Annotated in this window: 17 protein-coding genes; 7 read left to right on the forward strand and 10 right to left on the reverse strand. The window is 42.8% G+C overall.

Features of this window, described 5'->3' with window-relative positions:
- Positions 1 to 14: 14 nt before the first annotated feature.
- The 8 genes from ACNAV8_RS11165 to fdnG form a co-directional block, all read right to left on the reverse strand.
- Positions 15 to 197 carry a hypothetical protein gene (locus ACNAV8_RS11165; protein WP_146256878.1) on the reverse strand — a complete coding sequence of 61 codons (183 nt, stop codon included), beginning with the start codon at positions 195 to 197 and terminating at the stop codon, positions 15 to 17.
- Between the two features lie 144 nt (positions 198 to 341).
- A complete protein-coding gene (locus ACNAV8_RS11170; RefSeq protein WP_415777731.1) occupies positions 342 to 1532 on the reverse strand; it encodes an amino acid aminotransferase in 1191 nt (396 codons plus the stop codon).
- Between the two features lie 171 nt (positions 1533 to 1703).
- Positions 1704 to 2801 carry a 5-(carboxyamino)imidazole ribonucleotide synthase gene (gene purK, locus ACNAV8_RS11175; protein ID WP_103855327.1) on the reverse strand — a complete coding sequence of 366 codons (1098 nt, stop codon included), beginning with the start codon at positions 2799 to 2801 and terminating at the stop codon, positions 1704 to 1706.
- A gap of 50 nt (positions 2802 to 2851) precedes the next feature.
- The gene (gene can, locus ACNAV8_RS11180) at positions 2852 to 3550 is read right to left on the reverse strand and encodes a carbonate dehydratase (protein ID WP_194750117.1); all 699 of its coding nucleotides are present in this window, start codon (positions 3548 to 3550) and stop codon (positions 2852 to 2854) included.
- A 455-nt stretch (positions 3551 to 4005) separates the two neighbouring features.
- Positions 4006 to 4914, reverse strand: a complete 909-nt coding sequence (gene fdhE, locus ACNAV8_RS11185; RefSeq protein ID WP_415777732.1) for a formate dehydrogenase accessory protein FdhE — start codon at positions 4912 to 4914, stop codon at positions 4006 to 4008.
- An 87-nt stretch (positions 4915 to 5001) separates the two neighbouring features.
- Positions 5002 to 5688, reverse strand: a complete 687-nt coding sequence (locus ACNAV8_RS11190; RefSeq protein ID WP_103855323.1) for a formate dehydrogenase subunit gamma — start codon at positions 5686 to 5688, stop codon at positions 5002 to 5004.
- A complete protein-coding gene (gene fdxH / locus ACNAV8_RS11195; RefSeq protein WP_103855322.1) occupies positions 5681 to 6604 on the reverse strand; it encodes a formate dehydrogenase subunit beta in 924 nt (307 codons plus the stop codon). The genes ACNAV8_RS11190 and fdxH overlap by 8 nt, the downstream gene beginning before the upstream one ends.
- Position 6605: 1 nt before the next feature.
- Positions 6606 to 9662 (reverse strand): formate dehydrogenase-N subunit alpha, encoded by a 3057-nt coding sequence (fdnG, locus tag ACNAV8_RS11200; RefSeq protein ID WP_146256877.1) that lies wholly within the window; start codon positions 9660 to 9662, stop codon positions 6606 to 6608.
- 273 nt (positions 9663 to 9935) lie between these two features.
- Here fdnG and fdhD point away from each other — a divergent pair, with 273 nt between their 5' ends.
- From fdhD to ACNAV8_RS11220, 4 genes are all read left to right on the forward strand, one after another.
- On the forward strand, positions 9936 to 10775 hold the full coding sequence (gene fdhD, locus ACNAV8_RS11205; protein ID WP_103855320.1) for a formate dehydrogenase accessory sulfurtransferase FdhD: 840 nt from the start codon (positions 9936 to 9938) through the stop codon (positions 10773 to 10775).
- A gap of 65 nt (positions 10776 to 10840) precedes the next feature.
- On the forward strand, positions 10841 to 11053 hold the full coding sequence (locus ACNAV8_RS11210; protein WP_103855319.1) for a cation transporter: 213 nt from the start codon (positions 10841 to 10843) through the stop codon (positions 11051 to 11053).
- A 113-nt stretch (positions 11054 to 11166) separates the two neighbouring features.
- Entirely contained in the window at positions 11167 to 13332 is a 2166-nt protein-coding gene (locus tag ACNAV8_RS11215) for a copper-translocating P-type ATPase (protein ID WP_462934464.1), read from the forward strand.
- 119 nt (positions 13333 to 13451) lie between these two features.
- Positions 13452 to 13907 carry a DUF441 domain-containing protein gene (locus ACNAV8_RS11220; protein ID WP_103853117.1) on the forward strand — a complete coding sequence of 152 codons (456 nt, stop codon included), beginning with the start codon at positions 13452 to 13454 and terminating at the stop codon, positions 13905 to 13907.
- A gap of 92 nt (positions 13908 to 13999) precedes the next feature.
- Here the strand turns inward: ACNAV8_RS11220 and smpB are convergent, their stop codons facing one another.
- Positions 14000 to 14482, reverse strand: a complete 483-nt coding sequence (smpB, locus tag ACNAV8_RS11225; protein WP_415777734.1) for an SsrA-binding protein SmpB — start codon at positions 14480 to 14482, stop codon at positions 14000 to 14002.
- A gap of 129 nt (positions 14483 to 14611) precedes the next feature.
- Between smpB and ubiD the strand changes: the two genes are divergently transcribed.
- Positions 14612 to 16081 (forward strand): 4-hydroxy-3-polyprenylbenzoate decarboxylase, encoded by a 1470-nt coding sequence (gene ubiD, locus ACNAV8_RS11230; RefSeq protein ID WP_415777735.1) that lies wholly within the window; start codon positions 14612 to 14614, stop codon positions 16079 to 16081.
- Positions 16082 to 16175: 94 nt separating this feature from the next.
- Here ubiD and mepM read toward each other — a convergent pair whose 3' ends face one another.
- Positions 16176 to 17687, reverse strand: a complete 1512-nt coding sequence (mepM, locus tag ACNAV8_RS11235; RefSeq protein WP_415777737.1) for a murein DD-endopeptidase MepM — start codon at positions 17685 to 17687, stop codon at positions 16176 to 16178.
- 187 nt (positions 17688 to 17874) lie between these two features.
- Here mepM and znuC point away from each other — a divergent pair, with 187 nt between their 5' ends.
- Complete coding sequence (znuC, locus tag ACNAV8_RS11240) at positions 17875 to 18672, forward strand: zinc ABC transporter ATP-binding protein ZnuC (RefSeq protein ID WP_103855317.1); 798 nt, start codon at positions 17875 to 17877, stop codon at positions 18670 to 18672.
- Between the two features lie 9 nt (positions 18673 to 18681).
- Positions 18682 to 19467, forward strand: coding sequence for a zinc ABC transporter permease subunit ZnuB (gene znuB / locus ACNAV8_RS11245; protein ID WP_103855316.1), 786 nt, complete (start codon positions 18682 to 18684; stop codon positions 19465 to 19467).
- Positions 19468 to 19599 lie beyond the last annotated feature (132 nt).

Raw genomic sequence — 19599 nt, forward strand, 5'->3', positions numbered from 1 at the left:
AGAGACTCAAGTTCTTATAATAAAAGTTCTTTTTCATCGGTTTTGACGGGGCGTTTGGGTAATCTCATCACATTCTTCTTTCGATTAGGCTGACGGATGAGCCCATTAATACCGTATTTCTTAACGCGTTGCAACCAAATCACAATTTGGCTATGATTGGAAAGAGCACAATATTCCGCTGCCTGACGTACGCTCATTCCCTACCCAGAGACTAACGATATCGCCCACAGTTTAAACTCTGTTGAATAATGTTTTCCCATAAAAAATCCGCTCCTTAATTTGTGGATGCTGTCCAACTTTTGGGGAGCAGATCAAAGTGCGGTGCTTTTTTCAAATTTTAATTAAAGCACTTTTACAATGCTTTCGCAGAGATAACGGATATTATCTTCGGTGATGCCGGCAACGTTGATGCGGCCTGAGCGAACGGCGTAAATGGCAAATTCTTCTTTTAAGCGATCTACTTGTTCTGGGGTTAAACCGCTGAAAGAGAACATCCCATTTTGTTGTTCAATAAAGCTGAAGTCTTGCTGTGCGCCGTATTCTCTTAATAATTCAACGAATTGATGACGCATTTCTTTTATGCGGTTGCGCATTTCGGCAAGTTCGCTTGTCCATTCTTCTCTTAATGTAGGATCGGCCAACACGATGGCTACGGTGGAAGCGCCGTGAGAAGCGGGGTTAGAGTAGAGTGTGCGAATAATGGATTTCACTTGGGTTAGTGCAGTAGCGGCGATTTCTGCGGTTTCTGCCACTAAAGTGAATGCGCCAACACGTTCGTTATATAAACCAAAGTTTTTAGAATAAGAACTTGCAATCAGTAACTCTTTGTGATTTGCCGCAAAGGTGCGTAAACCAAAGGCATCTTCTTCTAATCCGTTAGCCAGCCCTTGATAAGCGAAGTCGAATAGCGGTAACCAGCCATTTTTAGCAGACATTTCAGCCAGTTGTTGCCATTGTTCAGGGGCTGGGTCAATCCCAGTTGGGTTGTGGCAGCAGCCGTGTAATAACACCACATCGCCTTCGCCTGCGTTGCTTAAATCGGCAATTAGATTATCCCAGTCTAAGGCTTTGCGTTCTGCATCATAATAGCGATACTCACGAATGGTGATCCCTACCGCATTAAAAATCGCGTTGTGGTTTGGCCAAGTTGGTGTGCTGATCCACACATTTTGTGCTTTAGTTTGGCGTTTGATAAATTCTGCAGCTATGCGCAATGCACCTGTGCCACCAAGGCTTTGTACAGTTTTGGCACGCCCTTGTTTCACAATGTCAGAATGTTCACCGAACAACACGCCTTGTGTACGCGCATTGAAATCGGCAACGCCGTCAATAGAAAGATAATTTTTGGTAGTTTCTACATCAAACAAACGTTGTTCGGCAGCTTTCACCGCTTTCATAATGGGGGTGTTGCCTTTGGCATCTTTATATACACCAATCCCTAAGTTGATTTTGTTAGCTCGATCATCTGCTTTAAACGCTTCACCTAAACCTAAAATTGGATCGGCAGGAGCCGCATTAATATGTTCAAACATAGTCATTATCCTTCTAATGTTGTGTTTTGTTGTTAATAATGCGATTTCCTTTTTGTGAAGAAAATCCTGTGCCAAGTTATACTTGAGAATTAACCCTTTTCGCAAGTATTTATTGATACTAAATAGGCTTTTTCCTTAAGAAAGCCAATATTTATTCAAAAATTACAATAATTATTTAGATAATTTCAATTTTTCTTTCACCCAAGTTAAACCTGATTGATAATCTTGTGGCAGTTGTTGCGCAAATTGATCTAATAAACGCACTAATTCTTGGCGATCTGGGTGGGCTAGATTAATATGCCCCACCTTGCGTCCTTCGCGCACTTCTTTGCCATACCAATGCAGCTGGCTAAACGGCATATTGAGCCATTGGGGATTATGTGCCGTGCCAATTAAATTAATCATCACCGCAGGCATTGTGCTGACTAATTCTGGCGTAGGTAAATCCAGTAAGGCACGCAAATGCAATTCAAATTGGCTAATGGAACAGCCCAGTTGCGTCCAATGTCCGCTATTATGAACCCGTGGCGCAAGCTCGTTAATCAATAACTTATCGCCCACCACAAAACATTCCATTGCCATCACGCCAATATAATCCAACTTGTTCATTATTTTGGCTAACATTGCTTCCGCTTGCTGTTGTAGTAAGGCCTGTTGTGGCAGCGTGGTGTCCGCGACGCTATAACGTAAAATGCCGTTTTGTTGTAAATTGTGCGTAACAGGATAAAAACGGGTTGAGTCGTCCTTAAATCTTGCCCCCACGAGGGAAATTTCACCGTCAAAAGGAATAAATTTTTCCGCGATCACTTGCCCAAATAATTCATCGCCAATCAGATCTTGATTTTCTTGCGTGATGATCCACTGGCCACGTCCGTCATAGCCGCCAGTACGGCGTTTCACCACCACCTTCTCACCAATGTGTTGCCAAATATCTTGCCATTGAGAAGCAGAATGAATGAGTGTCCAAGGAGAAGTGGGAAGATTGAGTTCATCAAGGAGAGATTTTTGCGAAAGGCGATCGGCAAGCAAGCCAAAAACGGAACGATTAATAAACTGCGGATGATTGGCCAATTTCTCTGTCAGCGAGGTGCTTTCCCAACGCTCAATTTCTGCGGTAATCAGGCAGTTCTTTTGCAGCTCAAATAAAGGGGCATTGAAAGGCAAGGGCTCGACCTGAATATCTAAAGGCGCGCCAGCATAACGCAGCATTCGCCCAAGCTGCCCATTACCTAAGACATAAATGACGGGATATAAAGCACTTTTTTGCATTATAAAATTCCTAGATGTTGTGTTAAAAATAAAGTGCGGTGTATTTTGGCTTATTTTTCGGTTTTTTCTTCTTGTGTTTCCGCTTCCGCAAGTTCTTCCTCATTTTGTTTTAACAGACGGGAAATCGCACTTAAATAAGAAATTTCCAAGGTTTCACGGCTTGTTGCCATCACCCCTTGATCAATCAAATAGCCGTCATTCACATCATAAACCCAGCCGTGCAAAGACAATTTTTTGCCACGTTTCCAAGCCGCTTGTACGATAGAAGAACGCCCAAGATTATAAACCTGTTCTGCCACATTTAACTTGGTCAGCATATCGGCACGTTGTTCTGGCGGGAGTTTGCCAAGCAAATGACTGTGCTTAAACCAAATATCACGAATATGTAACAGCCAATTGTTAATCAAGCCTAAATCTTGTTCCGACATCGCGGCTTTGATCCCGCCACAATTGGTGTGTCCGCAAATAATAATATGTTCAATATCCAGCACGTCCACCGCATATTGCACCACAGAAAGACAATTAAGATCGGTATGAATAACCTGATTGCCTACGTTGCGATGCACGAAAAGTTCACCCGGCCCTAGGTTAGTGAGTTTTTCTGCCGGTACACGGCTATCAGAGCAGCCAATCCATAGGTAACTCGGTTTTTGATGATCCGCCAGTTCACGAAAGTAGTCAGAGTTTTCCTCTTTCATCCGTGTTGCCCAACTGTAATTATTGGCGAAAAGTTGCTCAATCTTTTTCATTGAAATACTCCAAAATTAACGAAAGCACAGTATAGCGAATAATAGGGAAGTGGTAAATTAATCTATGCGGGATAAATAACAGGTATGAGGTGGTGGGAAAAGGGGCTGTGAAAATTCACAAATTCAGGATATATAACTTTTTAGGTGTTTTCATTTAAGAGAAGCCTGCATTTGCAACGTCTCTCAAATTAAATTGGATGATTTCTGACATTTCTCATCATATTTGAACTCTTGGTATGTGTTTTTATTGGAGTTGATTATCTAGAGCCTTGTAGTTACTGGGAGAGTATAGGTTCATATAAATACCATTGTTGTATCGATAAATTCAGCGACTAATTATTTTGTCAGAATAGGGTTTATGTAAATTATGTTTAATCAAATGTTGATTTAGAACTATGTGAAAATACCAAGAAGAAAAACCTGCGCACACTGAGTACGCGAGGTTAATGCTTGGCTTATCCTTCTTCACTTGGAAACATAAACGGATTTAAACCACTGCGCGCAAGGCCTTTTTCTTCCATTTCAATATCAAGATAAATGCTTGCCAGATCATCGGCAATGGCTTCCACATAAGGATCTTTTTCTTGATACATCATTTTCAGATAACTATGGCAATCGCCGCAGCTTTCTGCTTTCACTGGCGCAGATTCACTGTCGATTGACCAATAATCCAATTTCCCTGTGTGATTGCAGTTGGTACATTTGCTACGCACCACATTCCATTCACTTTCGCAAAGAGAGCAATGCACATAACGCAAGCCTTGTTCTGAGCCAAAATGTACCACGCTCGCTGTCGGCGGCGCACTGCATACAGGGCAAAGATGAAGGTGTTCACCGCTTTCCATTTTACTATTTTGCGGTAATTGTTGAGCAAGCTGAATCCAATAAAGGGAAAGTGCTGCCCAAATAAATAAGGCTTTGTCGCTGCTGACTTCAGAAAATTGTTGCGCAAGTAATTTGTCGGCAAGTTGTTCAAGTTCGCTGTCAGAGGCTTTTTCTAAATTCTCAATAGTGGCTTGTACACTTTCATTGCCATTATTTTTCATTTTATTGAGTAAGGTGCGCAGCAAATCTCGCCATTGGGGATCGCGCTGCCATTTTGTGATGTCAAGGGGAACGCTGGTTTCCGTGCTAATTTCAATTTCTTGCGTAACCGGCTGTTCATTCAGTAGCGCGAGCTGGCAATCAACAATATTGGCAGCGAAATTAAGGTAATCCGCCATTGGGTGATTTTGCGCTAAAGAACGCAGGCGTTCGGCACGGCGTTGGTAAAGATTTTTCGGGTTGGAAAATAAAAGAATAGGGTGATGAAAAGAGCTGGCAGCTTGTACAATTTCATCTTTTGGTAGGATTTTTATACTCATAATTTTTCATTAACGTTCGTCAATAAAGAAAGTGCGGTGTAAATTTGCAAAATTTTGCAAAAAATCACCGCACTTTGCCATTGTTAATTATTTAGCGTGCTTTTCTTTCGCTTTTTCTGCGGCTTCTTTTTCAAGTTCAGGCAGAATGTCTTCACGGAACCAGCGTGGGTGATGTTTTTTCGCCCAGCGTACCGTTACCCAACCTTCAACCATTCCACGAATAGAACCTTTCACCCAGAATGCCATATACATATGTACCATAATACCAGTAAAGAGCATAAAGGCACTAGCTGAGTGCAGCAAAATGGCAATGCGGATAACAGGAATTGGGAAATTATGGGAGAAATATTGTCGCCACATAATAATTCCTGTTGTTAGTAGGGTAACCATTGCAAGGATTAAGGTCCAGAATAGCATTTTTTGCCCTAAATTATATTTTCCGTTGTCTGAAACGGCGTGTTCGTTGCCTTTTAAGACTTCTTTAATATTTTTTAGCCATACCCAGTCATTTTTTTCAGGAATGTTGTAAGGCCAGTAAATCAAGCAAAGATTGATAAAGGCAATAAACATTATTATCCCGGTGAATGGGTGGATAAAACGGGCAATTCTTGGGTTACCTAAGATTTCCGTTAGCCAAGCAAAATCAGGGAAGAAGAATGCAAGCCCTGATAAGCCTGTGGTGAAGAAACAGATTACCAGTAACCAGTGACTTAAACGCGCAGGCAATTTGTGGCGAACAACTCGTTGATCGTTGCTGATCTTAACTTTACTCATTTTCGCCTCCTTTATGTGCTTGTTCGTCTTCTGGCACGACTTCTTCGTGTTCTTCTAGATCTTCCGTATTTGGCCCAACTGCAAGATAGTGCGCAATTTCAGAAAGCACTAAGCCTCCCATTGCCACCGCTGCAACTGGTTTCAATACGTCTTTCCATAATTTCACGGTCACGTCAATTTGTGGATCTTTCGGTAAGCCTGAGTAAAGCTCTGGCTTGTCAGCGTGATGTAACACATACATAACGTGTGTGCCGCCCACGCCTTCTGGATCATAAAGCCCTGCATTTTCATAACCACGGGATTTGAGATCCGCAATGCGAGTTTCCGCATAGTGTTTCATTTCTTCTTTTGTACCGAAATGAATAGCACCTGTTGGACAGGTTTTCACACAAGCGGGTTCTTGACCCACGGTAACGCGATCAACACAAAGCGTACATTTGTACACACGGTTATCTTCAGGGTTCATTCTTGGAATATTGAATGGACAACCTGCGATACAGTAACCACAACCGATACATTTATCCGATTGGAAATCAACGATGCCGTTTGCATACTGAATAATCGCACCCGGTGATGGGCAAGATTTTAAACAGCCCGGTTCACTACAGTGCATACAGCCATCTTTACGGATCAGCCATTCTAGACGGTTATTTTCTTCAACTTCGTTGAATTTCATCACCGTCCAAGCTTTGGCATTGAGATCAATCGGGTTATCGTATGAGCCGATACATTTTTCCGGCTCGGCACGAAGATCATTCCATTCTGAACAAGCCACTTGGCAGGCTTTACAGCCGATACAAGTGGTAACGTCAATCAGTTTTGCCACTTCAAGCTGATGATCTCGAGCGTGAGGTGGTGGTGTTAATCCCGATGTTGCAGAGGCTTTAATAATATCTTGCGATTGAATAGTTCCCATATTATGCCCCCACTTTCTCAATATTTACCAACATACATTTTGATTCCGGTGTTTGTGTATTTGCATCACCTGCGCGAATGGTAAGGTTATTGGCAAAGAAACCTTGTTTACCAATACCGCCAAAGCCCCAGTGAATTGGGATACCTACGGTATGCACGGCTTTGCCATCGGCAGTGAGTGGGCGGATACGTTTGGTTACCACAGCTACGGCTTTAATATAACCACGTTTTGAGGTAACTTTGACATAATCACCATTATTGATGCCTTTCTCTTTTGCAAGTGCTTCGCCAATTTCAACAAATTGTTCTGGCTGGGCAATCACATTGAGTAACACATTTTTCGTCCAGAAGTGGAAATGTTCTGTTAGACGATAGGTTGTACCCACATAAGGGAATTCTTCCGAAGTACCAATGTCTGCTTTATCGCTTTCCAAAATACGCGCCACAGGGTTGGATACTACATTTGGGTGCAGTGGGTTTGTGCCAATTGGTGTTTCAATTGGTTCGTAATGTTCTGGGAACGGGCCGTCAGCCATACGTTCACGCACGAATAAACCACTTACCCCTTCAGGTTGCATAATAAATGGTAGGGTAGGACTATTTGGTGGCGCAGTACCGAAGTCTGCCACGTCCACATAGTTCCAGTTTTTGCCATTCCATTTAATTAACTGGCGTTTTGGATTCCAAGGTTTACCAGATAAATCCGCACTTGCACGGTTATAGATAATACGGCGGTTCATCGGCCACGCAAAGCCCCAACCTAGGGTGTTACCTAAGTTAGACGGATCAGCATTATCGCGATTCGCCATTTGGTTACCTTTTTGTGTCCATTGACCAGTATAAATCCAGCACGCACCTGAAGTGCTACCATCAGCACGCATTTGTGCGAAGCTTGAAAGTAGCTCGCCTTTTTTTAAGATCACATTGCCGTTGGCATCAAGGAGATCTTGTAAAGCATAGCCGTTCATTTCTTTCGCCACTTCTTCTGCTTTTGGCTCAAGTGGATTGTCATAGTTCCAGCTCATCGCTTCAAGGCTATCCAGTGATACGCCACCTTCTTTGTGATAAAGCTCGATTAATGCAGCTCTTAATTCAGAAAGAATTTCACCATCGCTTTTCGCTTCAAATGGGGCATCAACAGCTTTCCAGTGCCATTGTAACCAACGACCAGAGTTAGCGATTGAACCGTGTTCTTCCACGAAACAAGTGGTTGGTAAGCGGAATACTTCGGTTTGAATTTCTTCTGTTTTCACATCATTAAATTCACCGTAGTTTTTCCAGAATTCCGAGGTATCCGTAATTAACGGATCCATAATCACCAAGTATTTCAAATTACTTAAGGCTTTGATGATTTTGCCTGAATTTGGATAAGAGGCAACAGGGTTCATTCCTTGGCAGAAATAACCATTTACGCGACCTTGATACATTTCATCAATGTAGCGCATTTGATCCATACCGCCTTTCGGCAATTTCGGTAAATAATGGTAGCCGAATTCATTTTCAGCAGTGGCTTTTTCACCAAAGAAGGTTTTCAGCATACTTACCATAAATTTCGGCGTATTTTGCCAGTAGTTCACCTGATCTTTCATCATTGTTTTTGGCGTAATACGGTTTAGGAAGTTTTCTAAACTGGTATCCGCTTCGGTTGGCAATGGAATATAACCCGGCAACATATGTGGGAATAAACCTAAATCCGTAATCCCTTGTACATTTGAGTGTCCACGCAACGCATTTACACCACCGCCAGAAACCCCGATATTACCGAGTAATAGCTGGATCATCGCCATCGTACGAATATTTTGTGAACCCACAGTATGTTGAGTCCAACCTAATGCGTACATAAAGGTTGCCGCTTTATCAGGTGCAGAGGTTTTAGCAATTTCTTCACAGAATTGTAAGAAACTTTTTTGTGGTGTACCCGTGATACGTTCTACCATTTCAGGGGTATAACGAGAAACGTGATCTTTTAACAGATTAATCACGCAACGAGGGTGTTGTAAGGTTAGATCACGAATAGGCTGACCTTCCGCATCAAACTGATAACGCCAAGTTGAACGATCATATTTGCGTGTTTCAGGATCATAGCCTGAGAACAAGCCATCTTCAAACTTGAAGTTCTCATCAACGAGGAATGCCGCATTCGTATAATGTCTAACGTATTCGTGTTGGATTTGATCTTTTTCTAATAAATAACGAATAACGCCAGATAAAAAGGCAATATCTGTCCCAGAACGTAATGGCATATAAATATCTGCAACTGAAGCTGTACGGTTAAAGCGTGGATCAACCACCATTAACTTCGCACCATTTTGTTTTTTCGCCTCAATCGCCCAACGGAACCCAACAGGGTGAGCTTCCGCAGCGTTACCGCCCATTACGATTACTAAATCAGCATTTTTAATATCAACCCAGTGGTTGGTCATTGCACCGCGACCAAATGATGGAGCAAGACTTGCTACCGTTGGTCCGTGTCAGATACTCGCTTGGTTGTCGGTATAAATCATACCGAGTGAGCGCACAAATTTTTGCGTTAAGATACCCGTTTCATTACTACAAGCCGAGCCTGCTAAGAAACCTGATGTCATCCAACGATTAACAGGCGTGCCATTTTCATTGTTTAACACAAAGTTGGCATCGCGGTCTGCTTTCATATGTTTTGCGATACGCTCAATGGCTTCTTCCCAAGAAATGCGTTTCCACTCGCTTGAACCTGCTTCACGCACTTCAGGATATTTCACACGGCGTGGGCTATTTACATAATCCAATGCACCTGCCCCTTTCGGACAAAGCGCCCCACGGCTTACTGGATGATCGGGGTCCCCTTCAATGTGATAAAGTTTACCCACGCTATTTTTTGCGCCATCACCTAAGCTGTATAACAACATACCACAGCCTACGGCACAATAGGTGCAGGTATTACGGGTTTCTTTACCGCGTAATAACTTGTATTCGCGAGGAGCTGCTAAAGCTGTTGCTGGAGCAAAGCCCAACATCGCCGCAGACGTCCCTGCCATACCACCTGCACAGATCTTAAAGAATTTTCTTCTTGTGACCTGCATAGAGATACTCCTTAACCAACAAAATTGTTGCGTTATTGTGTAGTAGTAGATTTGTTTTTTTATATAGATATTCGTTCAGGTTAGCTGAATATTTCAAATTTTTATTTAGCAAAATACAACGGCAAATAGCACATTTTCACAAATGAAATAATTCAGTTACAGTATAGTTTGTTGTTAAATTGTATTACAATTAACACAACGTAATACTGTGGCTAGGATACGCCTTTTCACGCCTAAAATCTATAAGTAATCTTGATTAGAAAGGAAAAATTCTTGAGTTGGATCACAAAATCAACAGTTAATTTTTTCAAAAAATTAACAAATAATAAACATTCTCAATACACATCACTTTGGCAAGAAAAAGAAGAAACCTTAGCGGTAGAAACCCCCGTTGCCTTAGTGTATAACGGCATTAGCCACACCGTAATGATGTGTTCCCCACAAGACTTGGAAGATTTTGCCCTTGGCTTTTCTTTAACCGAAGGTATTATCGAAAAGCCCGCAGATATTTATGGTATTGATGTAGAAGAAACCTGTAATGGCATTGAAGTACAAATAGAAATTGCCACACGCTGTTTTGTCGCGCTCAAAGAACGCCGCCGAACTCTAGCAGGAAGAACGGGCTGCGGCATTTGCGGCACAGAACAGCTTGATCAAATCCACAAAAACTTGCCTATTTTGCACCGCACTTATGTTTTGGATATTTCTCTGCTTGACGATTGCCTGAAAAAATTACATTCAGCCCAACAGCTTGGACAACAAACCGGTTCAACCCACGCCGCCGCCTTTTTTGATTTGCAAGGAAACCTGCTTGCCATTCGAGAAGATGTCGGTCGCCACGTTGCTCTGGATAAACTCTTAGGCTGGCACGCCAAACAACCGAAACAACAAGGTTTTGTGCTAATTTCTAGCCGAGCGAGCTATGAAATGGTACAGAAAGTCGTAAGTGCGGGTATTGAATGCTTAGCCGCCATCTCCGCTGCTACTGCTCTTGCCGTGCAACAAGCCAAACAAAGCCAACTTACCTTAATTGGCTTCGCCAGAGAGGGCAGAGCAACAATTTACACGGGGAAAGAGCGGTTGGATTTTGTGGAGAATTTATCTCATCGCTAAATGCTTGACCCTAACCCTATGTTAAGGTTTATGCTATGCAAAATTTTTACTAGAAGGAGAAAAAGATGAAAACTACTGTGTTAGCGTTAAGCGATTTATCTTGCCAACATTGCGTAAAATCCGTACAGAAAACCTTAGATGGCATTTCTGGCGTGCAAAGTGCCGAAGTGAGTTTAGATAAAGCCGTTGTAGTGGGCGATGTTGATCCGCAAGTGTTGATTAATGCTATTGTTGAAGCGGGTTATCAAGCACGCCTTGCGGATAACTCGGCAAAGTAAGTTCACTACCCGAATCTTCCACAGAAACCTTAAAACCTGATCCTGTGGTAGTTGGACAACATCAGGATCAGGTTACCCTTTTACTTGATGGCTTAAGCTGTGCTGCTTGCGTAATGAAAGTGCAAAAAGCCTTGCAAGCCGTGCCACAAGTCGCCCAAGTGCAAGTAAATTTAGCGGAACAAACTGCTTTAGTGAGTGGTAATGCCACTCCGCAATCTCTTGTTGCCGCCGTGCAGCAAGCAGGCTATGGTGCGGAAGTGGTGAATGATGACGCGCTACGAGCAGAAAAACAGCAAAGCAAAAGCGCGCACGAAGTGAAACAGCGCAAATGGCAAGGCATTGTTGCTCTTGGCTTAGGGGCTGTATTAATGCTTTGGGGATTACTTAGTGGTTCAATGCGTGTAGATCCAAATAATCGTGCCTATTGGTTTGCGGTTGGTGTGCTGACTTTGTTGGTGATGATTGTTACAGGCAAACATTTTTATCAAAAGGCGTGGCAGAATTTGCTCAATCGCACAGCCACAATGGATACCCTTGTTGCGCTAGGCACTGGCACAGCTTGGCTTTATTCAATGTTTGTTTGCATTAATCCTGAGTTTTTCCCTGAAAATGCCCGTCATTTATATTTTGAAGCGGCGGCGATGATCATTGGTTTCATCAATTTAGGCAAAATGCTTGAAGCTAAGGCGAAACAACATTCTTCACAGGCCTTGGCGCGCTTGCTCGATCTTACCCCGAAAACCGTACATCTCGTTACGCCACAAGGCACGCAAGATATTCCCCTTGCGAAAGTGCAAGCAGGAATGCAGTTTCGCTTGCAAACAGGCGAACGAGTGGCGGTGGACGGCACAATTACAGAAGGGCAAGGTTGGTTTGATGAAAGTATGCTAACAGGCGAGCCTGTTCCCGTGCAAAAACAGGCAGGGGATAAAATCAGCGCTGGAACGCTTATTTCAGATGGAACGGTGATTTACCGCGCAGAACAAATTGGTGAGCAAACCACCTTGGCCAATATCATCAAATTAGTGCGTCAAGCGCAGAGTAGCAAGCCAAAAATGGGGCAATTGGCAGACAAAATTGCAGGAGTTTTTGTCCCTGTGGTAATTACCATTGCTTTAGTCGCCGCTTTGGTTTGGTATATTCTGGGGCCAGCACCACAATTTTCTTATAGTCTGGTGATTTTTACTACCGTCCTCATTATTGCCTGCCCTTGTGCCTTAGGGTTAGCGACACCAATGTCGATCATTTCAGGCATTGGGCGTGCCGCAGAATTAGGCATTTTAGTGCGCGATGCCGATGCTTTACAAAAAGCCGCTAGTGCTGATACTATTGTTTTTGACAAAACAGGCACGCTGACAAAAGGTTCACCAAAAATCACCGCACTTTATTGTTTTAATGATTATTCAGAAACCCAAGTTAGCCAGCTTGCAGCAAGCCTAGAACAGGGTTCAAACCACCCATTAGCCAAAGGCATTGTGCAGTTTAATCAAGAAAAGCAAGGCGAGCTCAAACCGCTTCACGCCTTTGCGACTTTGCAAGGTTTAGGGGTGAGTGGGGAAGTGGAAGGGCTTGAATTATTGCTCGGTAACCAAACTTTAATGATACAGCAAGGCGTGGATATTCAGCCTGCAATGGCGATCTTTCAGCAACAAACAGAACGTGGCGCAACGGTGGTCTTTTTTGCGATCAATCGCCAATTAGCCGGGCTATTTGTGCTAAGCGATCCTTTGCGTGAAGATTCAGCGAATGCCTTACAACGCTTGCACGAACAGGGCTATCATTTAGTTATGCTCACAGGCGATCAAGAAAAAACGGCTCGCGCATTGGCGCAAGGCACCGCGATTGACAACGTCATCGCTGGCGTGTTGCCTGCTGAAAAAGCGAATATCATCAAGGCATTACAGCAAGAAGGCCGCAACGTCGTGATGGTGGGAGACGGCATTAATGATGCACCAGCCCTTGCTCAAGCAGACGTGAGTATCGCAATGGGTAACGGTTCAGATATTGCCATAGAAACCGCCGAATTAACCTTAATGCGCCACAATATTTCTGCCGTGGCTGATGCCCTTTGCCTTTCCAAAGGCATTTTACGCAATATGAAGCAAAATCTGTTCGGCGCATTTATTTACAACATTTTAGGCATACCTATTGCCGCTGGGTTGTTGTATCCCTTGTTTGGTATTTTGCTTAACCCAATGATTGGCGGACTGGCAATGGCGTTGTCTTCCATCACCGTGGTGAGCAATGCCAATCGCTTATTAAAATTTAAAGTGAAATAATTGATAAGGCTCATAACGAGCCTTATTTTTTATGAATTAGACAAATAAAAAGAGTATAATCCCAACATCTGACGCACGGTAAAAGTGCGGTGCTTTTTTTGAGAATTTTCGAGGCAATGATGTCATTACAATTTAACGCAATCGCCTTGCTACTGGTGATTTTAATTTTGCTTGGCGTGTTAGGTAACAACAGTTCAATCACCATTTCGGCGACGATTTTGCTATTAATGCAACAAACCTTTTTAGCTAAATATATTCCTTTTATGGAAAAATATGGTTTAAATATCGGCATTATTATTCTCACCATCGGCGTACTTAGCCCGATTATTTCTGGCAAAATTCCCTTGCCTGCTTTTACTGAGCTGTGGAACTGGAAAATGTTTTTAGCCATTGCCGTGGGCGTGCTGGTGGCGTGGTTTGGTGGACGAGGGGTAAACCTAATGGGCGCGCAGCCGACTTTACTCACAGGATTATTAGTTGGCACAATTTTAGGTGTCGCCTTTGTCGGAGGTATTCCTGTCGGGCCGTTGATTGCGGCGGGGATTTTGTCTTTGCTATTGGGTAAAACGGGGTAAATATTAATCTTTATAAAAAATTAGCCCCTGTGTTTACAAGGGCTAATTTAAAAATTCACTAATTTTCCACCGCACTTATTATTGAGGTGAAATTAATTTCTCATCGCATTTTTCATAATACGATCTTTGGCAACTTTCCATTCGCGATCTTTAATGTCATCACGTTTATCGTGTTGTTTTTTCCCTTTCGCGACACCAATTTTAATTTTTGCCCAAGGACCTTTCCAATAAAGAGAAAGGGCAATAATGGTAAAGCCATCACGGTTTGCTTTGCCGAAGAGTGAAGCTAATTCTCGTTGTTTTAACAATAACTTACGCGTACGTGTTGGATCGCACACAATATGCGTTGAAGCCACGCTCAACGGCTGAATGGTCGCACCAAATAAATAAGCTTCGCCATTTTTGAAAATAATATAACTGTCGCTAATATTGGCTTTGCCCGCGCGCATTGATTTTACTTCCCAGCCTTGCAAGGAAAGCCCCGCTTCAATTTCATCTTCAATAAAATATTCGTGTCTAGCGCGTTTATTTAAGGCAATGGTATTTGATGTTTGTTTTGGTTTTTTCTTTGTCATTTTAATTAATTTATTCTGCTAAAATTACCGCACATTCTACCCAATCTAGGGAAAAATCGCAAAAGCACTTGCGTTGCAAAGCGATCTTTATAACAATGAAGTATTAATTTTTGCATTGAGTAAGCATTGATGAAATATAAGAATTTACGCGATTTTTTGCAGCTGTTAGAAGAACAAGGCGAATTAAAACGCATTTCGCAAGAAATCGATCCTTATTTGGAAATGACTGAAATTTCCGACCGCACTTTGCGTGCTGGTGGGCCAGCGTTATTATTTGAAAATCCGAAAGGATTTGCGATGCCCGTGTTGTGCAATTTATTTGGCACGGCAAAGCGCGTGGCGCTTGGAATGGGGCAGAATGATGTATCCGCATTGCATGAAGTGGGGAAATTGCTCGCCTTTCTAAAAGAGCCAGAACCCCCAAAAGGGTTTAAGGATTTATGGTCAACCTTGCCACAATATAAACAAGTGCTAAATATGCCCGCGAAAGTGTTAAGCAAAGCACCTTGTCAGGATACTGTACTCTGTGGCGATGACGTGGATTTATACCGTTTGCCGATTATGCAATGTTGGAAAGATGATATTGCACCGCTTATTACTTGGGGGCTAACCATTACCAAAGGGCCGAACAAAAAACGACAAAATTTGGGGATTTACCGCCAACAATTGATCGGCAAAAATAAATTGATTATGCGTTGGCTCTCGCACCGTGGGGGTGCATTAGATTTTCAAGAATGGAAAGAGCAAAACCCTGATAAACCTTTTCCTGTTTCGGTGGCATTAGGCGCTGATCCCGCAACGATTTTGGCGGCCGTAACGCCTGTGCCTGATAGCCTTTCTGAATATGCTTTTGCAGGATTGCTGCGTGGCAATAAAACGGAAGTGGTGAAATCGGTGAGTAACGATCTTGATGTGCCAGCCAGTGCGGAGATCGTGTTGGAAGGCTATATTGATCCCAATGAAACAGCATTAGAAGGGCCTTATGGCGATCACACGGGCTATTACAATGAGCAAGAGTATTTCCCGGTGTTTACTGTTACCCACATTACAATGCGACAAAACCCGATTTATCATTCCACTTATACAGGGCGGCCACCTGATGAACCAGCGATTTTGGGCGAAGCGTTAAACGAAGTGTTTATCCCGATTTTGCAAAAGCAATTCCCTGAAATTGTGGATTTTTATTTACCACCTGAAGGTTGTTCTTACCGCCTTGCTGTGGTAACGATGAAAAAACAATATGCTGGCCACGCTAAGCGTGTAATGATGGGCGTTTGGTCTTTCTTACGCCAATTTATGTACACCAAGTTTGTCATCGTGTGTGATGATGATATTAACGCTAGAGATTGGAAAGATGTGATCTGGGCGATCACCACGCGTAGCGATCCTGCGCGCGATTGCACCATTGTGGAAAACACACCCATTGATTATTTGGATTTTGCCTCGCCGATTGCTGGGCTAGGTTCTAAAATGGGCATTGACGCCACCAATAAATGGCCGGGCGAAACTAACCGCGAGTGGGGCATTCCCATTAAAAAAGATCCTGAAGTAGTCAAACGCGTGGACGAAATTTGGGAAAGTCTAGGGATTTTCGATTAGTGCCTTATTGATATTCATAGCAAATTTTTAGCAAAACAAAAGTGCGGTGCTTTTTGCGAAAATTTTATCAAAAAGCACCGCACTTATTTTTTGCTTAGATTTTTAATTTACGCTCTGCTTCTTTGGCTTTCACCAAGAATTGTTTGCGTTCAGCGGTGGACATTTGGCTACTTGTACCCGGCAATTTCACCGTGAGCGGATTAACTGGGCGACCATTAATATGAAATTCATAATGTAAATGTGGGCCAGTTGAACGCCCGGTATTGCCAGAAAGGGCAATGCGTTCACCTCGTTTTACACGTTGCCCCGCTCGGACTAATGGACGGCTTAGGTGCATATAAACGGTTTGGTATTCACGACCGTGGCGGATCATAATATAGCGTCCTGCACCATTGGCTTGGTATGCCACTTTTTCGACAATACCATCAGCAGGGGCGATAACCGGTGTGCCGATTGCCATTGAGAAATCTACCCCTTTATGCGGACGAATTCGCCCTGTAACAGGGTGGCGTCTTGCTGGATTGAATGGCGAGGATACACGCGCTTGGCGTTGCATAGGATAGCGCGCAAAGCCTTTACCAAGGGTTTCCCCTTGACGGTTATAATAGCGCCCATTGCTAGATTGAATGGCATAGTAACTTTTTCCACCCGAGCTAATATGAATGGCTTCCACATTACCTTGCCCGGTGAGTTTGTTATCCAAATATTCACGGGAAACGAGTACGGCAAATTTATCACCTTGTTTGAGTTTTTTCATACTAATTTGCCATTGCAAAGCGCTGCCTAATTGGCTAATTTGTTTTGAATTTAGCCCTTGTGCTTTTAAGCTGCTAGAAAATGACCCTTTGATTTGTCCTTTTAGCACTTCTTTTTTCCATACGCTTTTTTTCTGTAAGATTTGGCGTTTAAATTTGCCTTCCGCAGTGCGTTCATAAATTCGTTCTTCTTTTTCAGAAACTAACCAGTTTAGGTATTCTAATTCGCCGTCTTTGTCTAAAATCCAATAGAATTGCTGCCCCGCTTTAAGATTTTTTAGCTCGGGATAAGCGGCAATAAGGGTTTTACTGGTTTCATCTTCTAGCCCAGATTGCTCTAGCACATCTTTCAGACTATCGCCTTTTACCACGGTATGGCTAAATTGATCTTTGATACGAATGGCTTGATCTGCTACATCAAGCAAGTCATTAACGGCGTTTTTGGCATCTTCAGGCAAATCGGCAAATTCATCTTCATCATCAAGATTAACTTGCTCAACTTCATCATCTTTACCTTGTAGATCATCGTCATAAGAGGTGGCATCATCAGAATTTGGTTTTTCTGTGCTTGCACTATCGTTTTGATTTTCTTGCGAATGTTCGGTGATATTTTCATTTGCTTGAATATCCTGAAATTCGCTATTGGTTTGTGTTTGAGGGGCTTCTTGGGTTTCATTGAGTGGCTTATACTGCACTTCGTCCGAAGATACCGCAAGCGGATCGGTTTTTGCATTGTCTTTTACGCTTAATACAATGCCAATGAAAATAGATAATATCGCCAAAAGGAAGACCGCCGCCTTAATTCGCGACTTTCTTTTTCGTCTATCCCTTGCTAGTTTAACGTGCTGCACTACCTATTTCCTTTTATATACTAATTAAAACTTGCATTCTATTAAGACCTGTGAAGTGCTAAAAAATTCATTCGCACTTGCTGAAAAGGATTTAACTGAATAAATTCTAAGCATTTCAATGAGAAACTTGTTAAATCCGACAAAATGGGCTATTTTAAGCCAATTTTTCGTAATGTATAGAGATAAAATGCAAATTCACGCCATTAAACAGCCATTAATTGAGTTAAAAAATATTAATGTGCAATTTGACCAACGAAATGTCTTACAAAACATTAACTTATCTCTTTATTCTGATTCCGTTCTCACCATCGTTGGCCCGAATGGTGGCGGCAAATCCACTTTGCTCAAAGTTTTGCTCAAATTGATTAAGCCAAGTTCGGGTGAAGTGATTTATCACAATAATGTGCGTATTGGCTATGTTCCACAGAAAATTCACCTTGATCATAGCTTACCTTTAACGGTAGAAAAATTTCTTGCTTTAAAAAAGGGTGTGAGCAAATCTGAGATTGAAGCGGCGTTAGATCTCCTTTCCATTTCCCATTTAAAGCAAAATGCAATGCAAAAGTTATCGGGTGGTGAAATGCAACGGGTGCTGCTAGCCAGAGCCATTTTGAATAAGCCGAATTTGCTCGTGTTAGATGAACCCACACAAGGGGTGGATATTACTGGGCAGGCAGAGCTTTATCAGCTCATTCATCAAACACGAAAACAGCTGAATTGTGCGATTTTGATGGTATCGCACGATCTGCATATTGTGATGGCGGACACCAATGAAGTGCTGTGTATTAATCAACATATTTGCTGTGCTGGCACGCCTGAAATTGTGTCGCACGATCCGACATTTATGCATTATTTTGGCAATCAGTTTTCGCAAAATATCGCCCTTTATACTCATCACCACAATCACAAACACAATATGCACGGTGATGTGTGCTGCGGCAAAAATTTTCAATCGCAACAATGCGAACATAAAAAGCATCATTAAGGAACAGAAATGTTTGAGATTTTACTTCCCGCTTGGCTTTCGGGTATTTTGCTCTCTTTTATCACCGCACCTCTAGGCGCATTTGTGGTGTGGCGAAGAATGGCGTATTTTGGCGATACACTTTCCCATTCCGCTTTGCTAGGGGTAGCAATCGGGATATTTTTACAAGTGGATCCTTACCTAACCATCTTAATTCTCACGCTCTTGCTCGCCTTAGGAATGGTCTGGCTAGAAAGCAACACGCAATTTTCCGTGGACACCTTGCTCGGCATTATTGCACACAGCTGCCTTTCTTTAGGTGTAGTCACCGTGGGGTTATTGCAAAATGTGCGGGTGGATTTAATGAATTATTTATTTGGCGACTTACTTGCGATTAGCTATGAGGATCTTTACCTTATCGCCATTGGTGTTCTCGTGGTGGTGGGCTGTTTATGGTATTACTGGAAACCGTTACTTTCCACCACGGTTAGCCCAGAGCTTTCGCAAGTGGAAGGCATTAACATTCGTAAAATGCGTTTTGTATTAATGATTTTAACCGCCTTAACCATTGCCTTAAGTATGAAGTTTGTCGGCGCGCTAATCATCACGTCCTTGCTGATTATCCCTGCCGCCACCGCACGGCGTTTTGCCCGCACTCCAGAAGCAATGGTGGCTATCGGCGTGCTTATTAGCATTCTCGCTGTTTCTTTCGGCTTAATGCTCTCCGCTTTCTACAACACCGCTGCAGGCCCTTCTGTGGTGATTAGTGCAACGTTCTTATTTCTGCTTTCTTTGTTTAAACGCGAAAGCGCCTAGCTTCGACAAAGCGAATAACAATCCGCACGTAAAACGTGCGGTTTTTAGGCTACCCTATAAGGGCCTAGGACTTCACATGCCCCTCAAGGGGCATGTGAAAAACTGACAACCGCACAATAACTCTATGGATTA

Source organism: Avibacterium endocarditidis (genome assembly GCF_965138825.1).
In the GTDB taxonomy this organism is placed as follows: domain Bacteria; phylum Pseudomonadota; class Gammaproteobacteria; order Enterobacterales; family Pasteurellaceae; genus Avibacterium; species Avibacterium endocarditidis.

Coding starts and splice junctions, on each gene's coding strand:
- purK (WP_103855327.1), bottom strand. CDS start 2,801: ATGCAAAAAAGTGCTTTATATCCCGTCATTTATGTCTTAGGTAATGGG.
- znuC (WP_103855317.1), top strand. CDS start 17,875: ATGCAAATTCACGCCATTAAACAGCCATTAATTGAGTTAAAAAATATT.
- ACNAV8_RS11190 (WP_103855323.1), bottom strand. CDS start 5,688: ATGAGTAAAGTTAAGATCAGCAACGATCAACGAGTTGTTCGCCACAAA.
- can (WP_194750117.1), bottom strand. CDS start 3,550: ATGAAAAAGATTGAGCAACTTTTCGCCAATAATTACAGTTGGGCAACA.
- ubiD (WP_415777735.1), top strand. CDS start 14,612: ATGAAATATAAGAATTTACGCGATTTTTTGCAGCTGTTAGAAGAACAA.
- fdxH (WP_103855322.1), bottom strand. CDS start 6,604: ATGGGAACTATTCAATCGCAAGATATTATTAAAGCCTCTGCAACATCG.
- fdhE (WP_415777732.1), bottom strand. CDS start 4,914: ATGAGTATAAAAATCCTACCAAAAGATGAAATTGTACAAGCTGCCAGC.
- ACNAV8_RS11165 (WP_146256878.1), bottom strand. CDS start 197: ATGAGCGTACGTCAGGCAGCGGAATATTGTGCTCTTTCCAATCATAGC.
- ACNAV8_RS11210 (WP_103855319.1), top strand. CDS start 10,841: ATGAAAACTACTGTGTTAGCGTTAAGCGATTTATCTTGCCAACATTGC.
- ACNAV8_RS11220 (WP_103853117.1), top strand. CDS start 13,452: ATGTCATTACAATTTAACGCAATCGCCTTGCTACTGGTGATTTTAATT.
- znuB (WP_103855316.1), top strand. CDS start 18,682: ATGTTTGAGATTTTACTTCCCGCTTGGCTTTCGGGTATTTTGCTCTCT.
- smpB (WP_415777734.1), bottom strand. CDS start 14,482: ATGACAAAGAAAAAACCAAAACAAACATCAAATACCATTGCCTTAAAT.
- ACNAV8_RS11215 (WP_462934464.1), top strand. CDS start 11,167: ATGAAAGTGCAAAAAGCCTTGCAAGCCGTGCCACAAGTCGCCCAAGTG.
- ACNAV8_RS11170 (WP_415777731.1), bottom strand. CDS start 1,532: ATGTTTGAACATATTAATGCGGCTCCTGCCGATCCAATTTTAGGTTTA.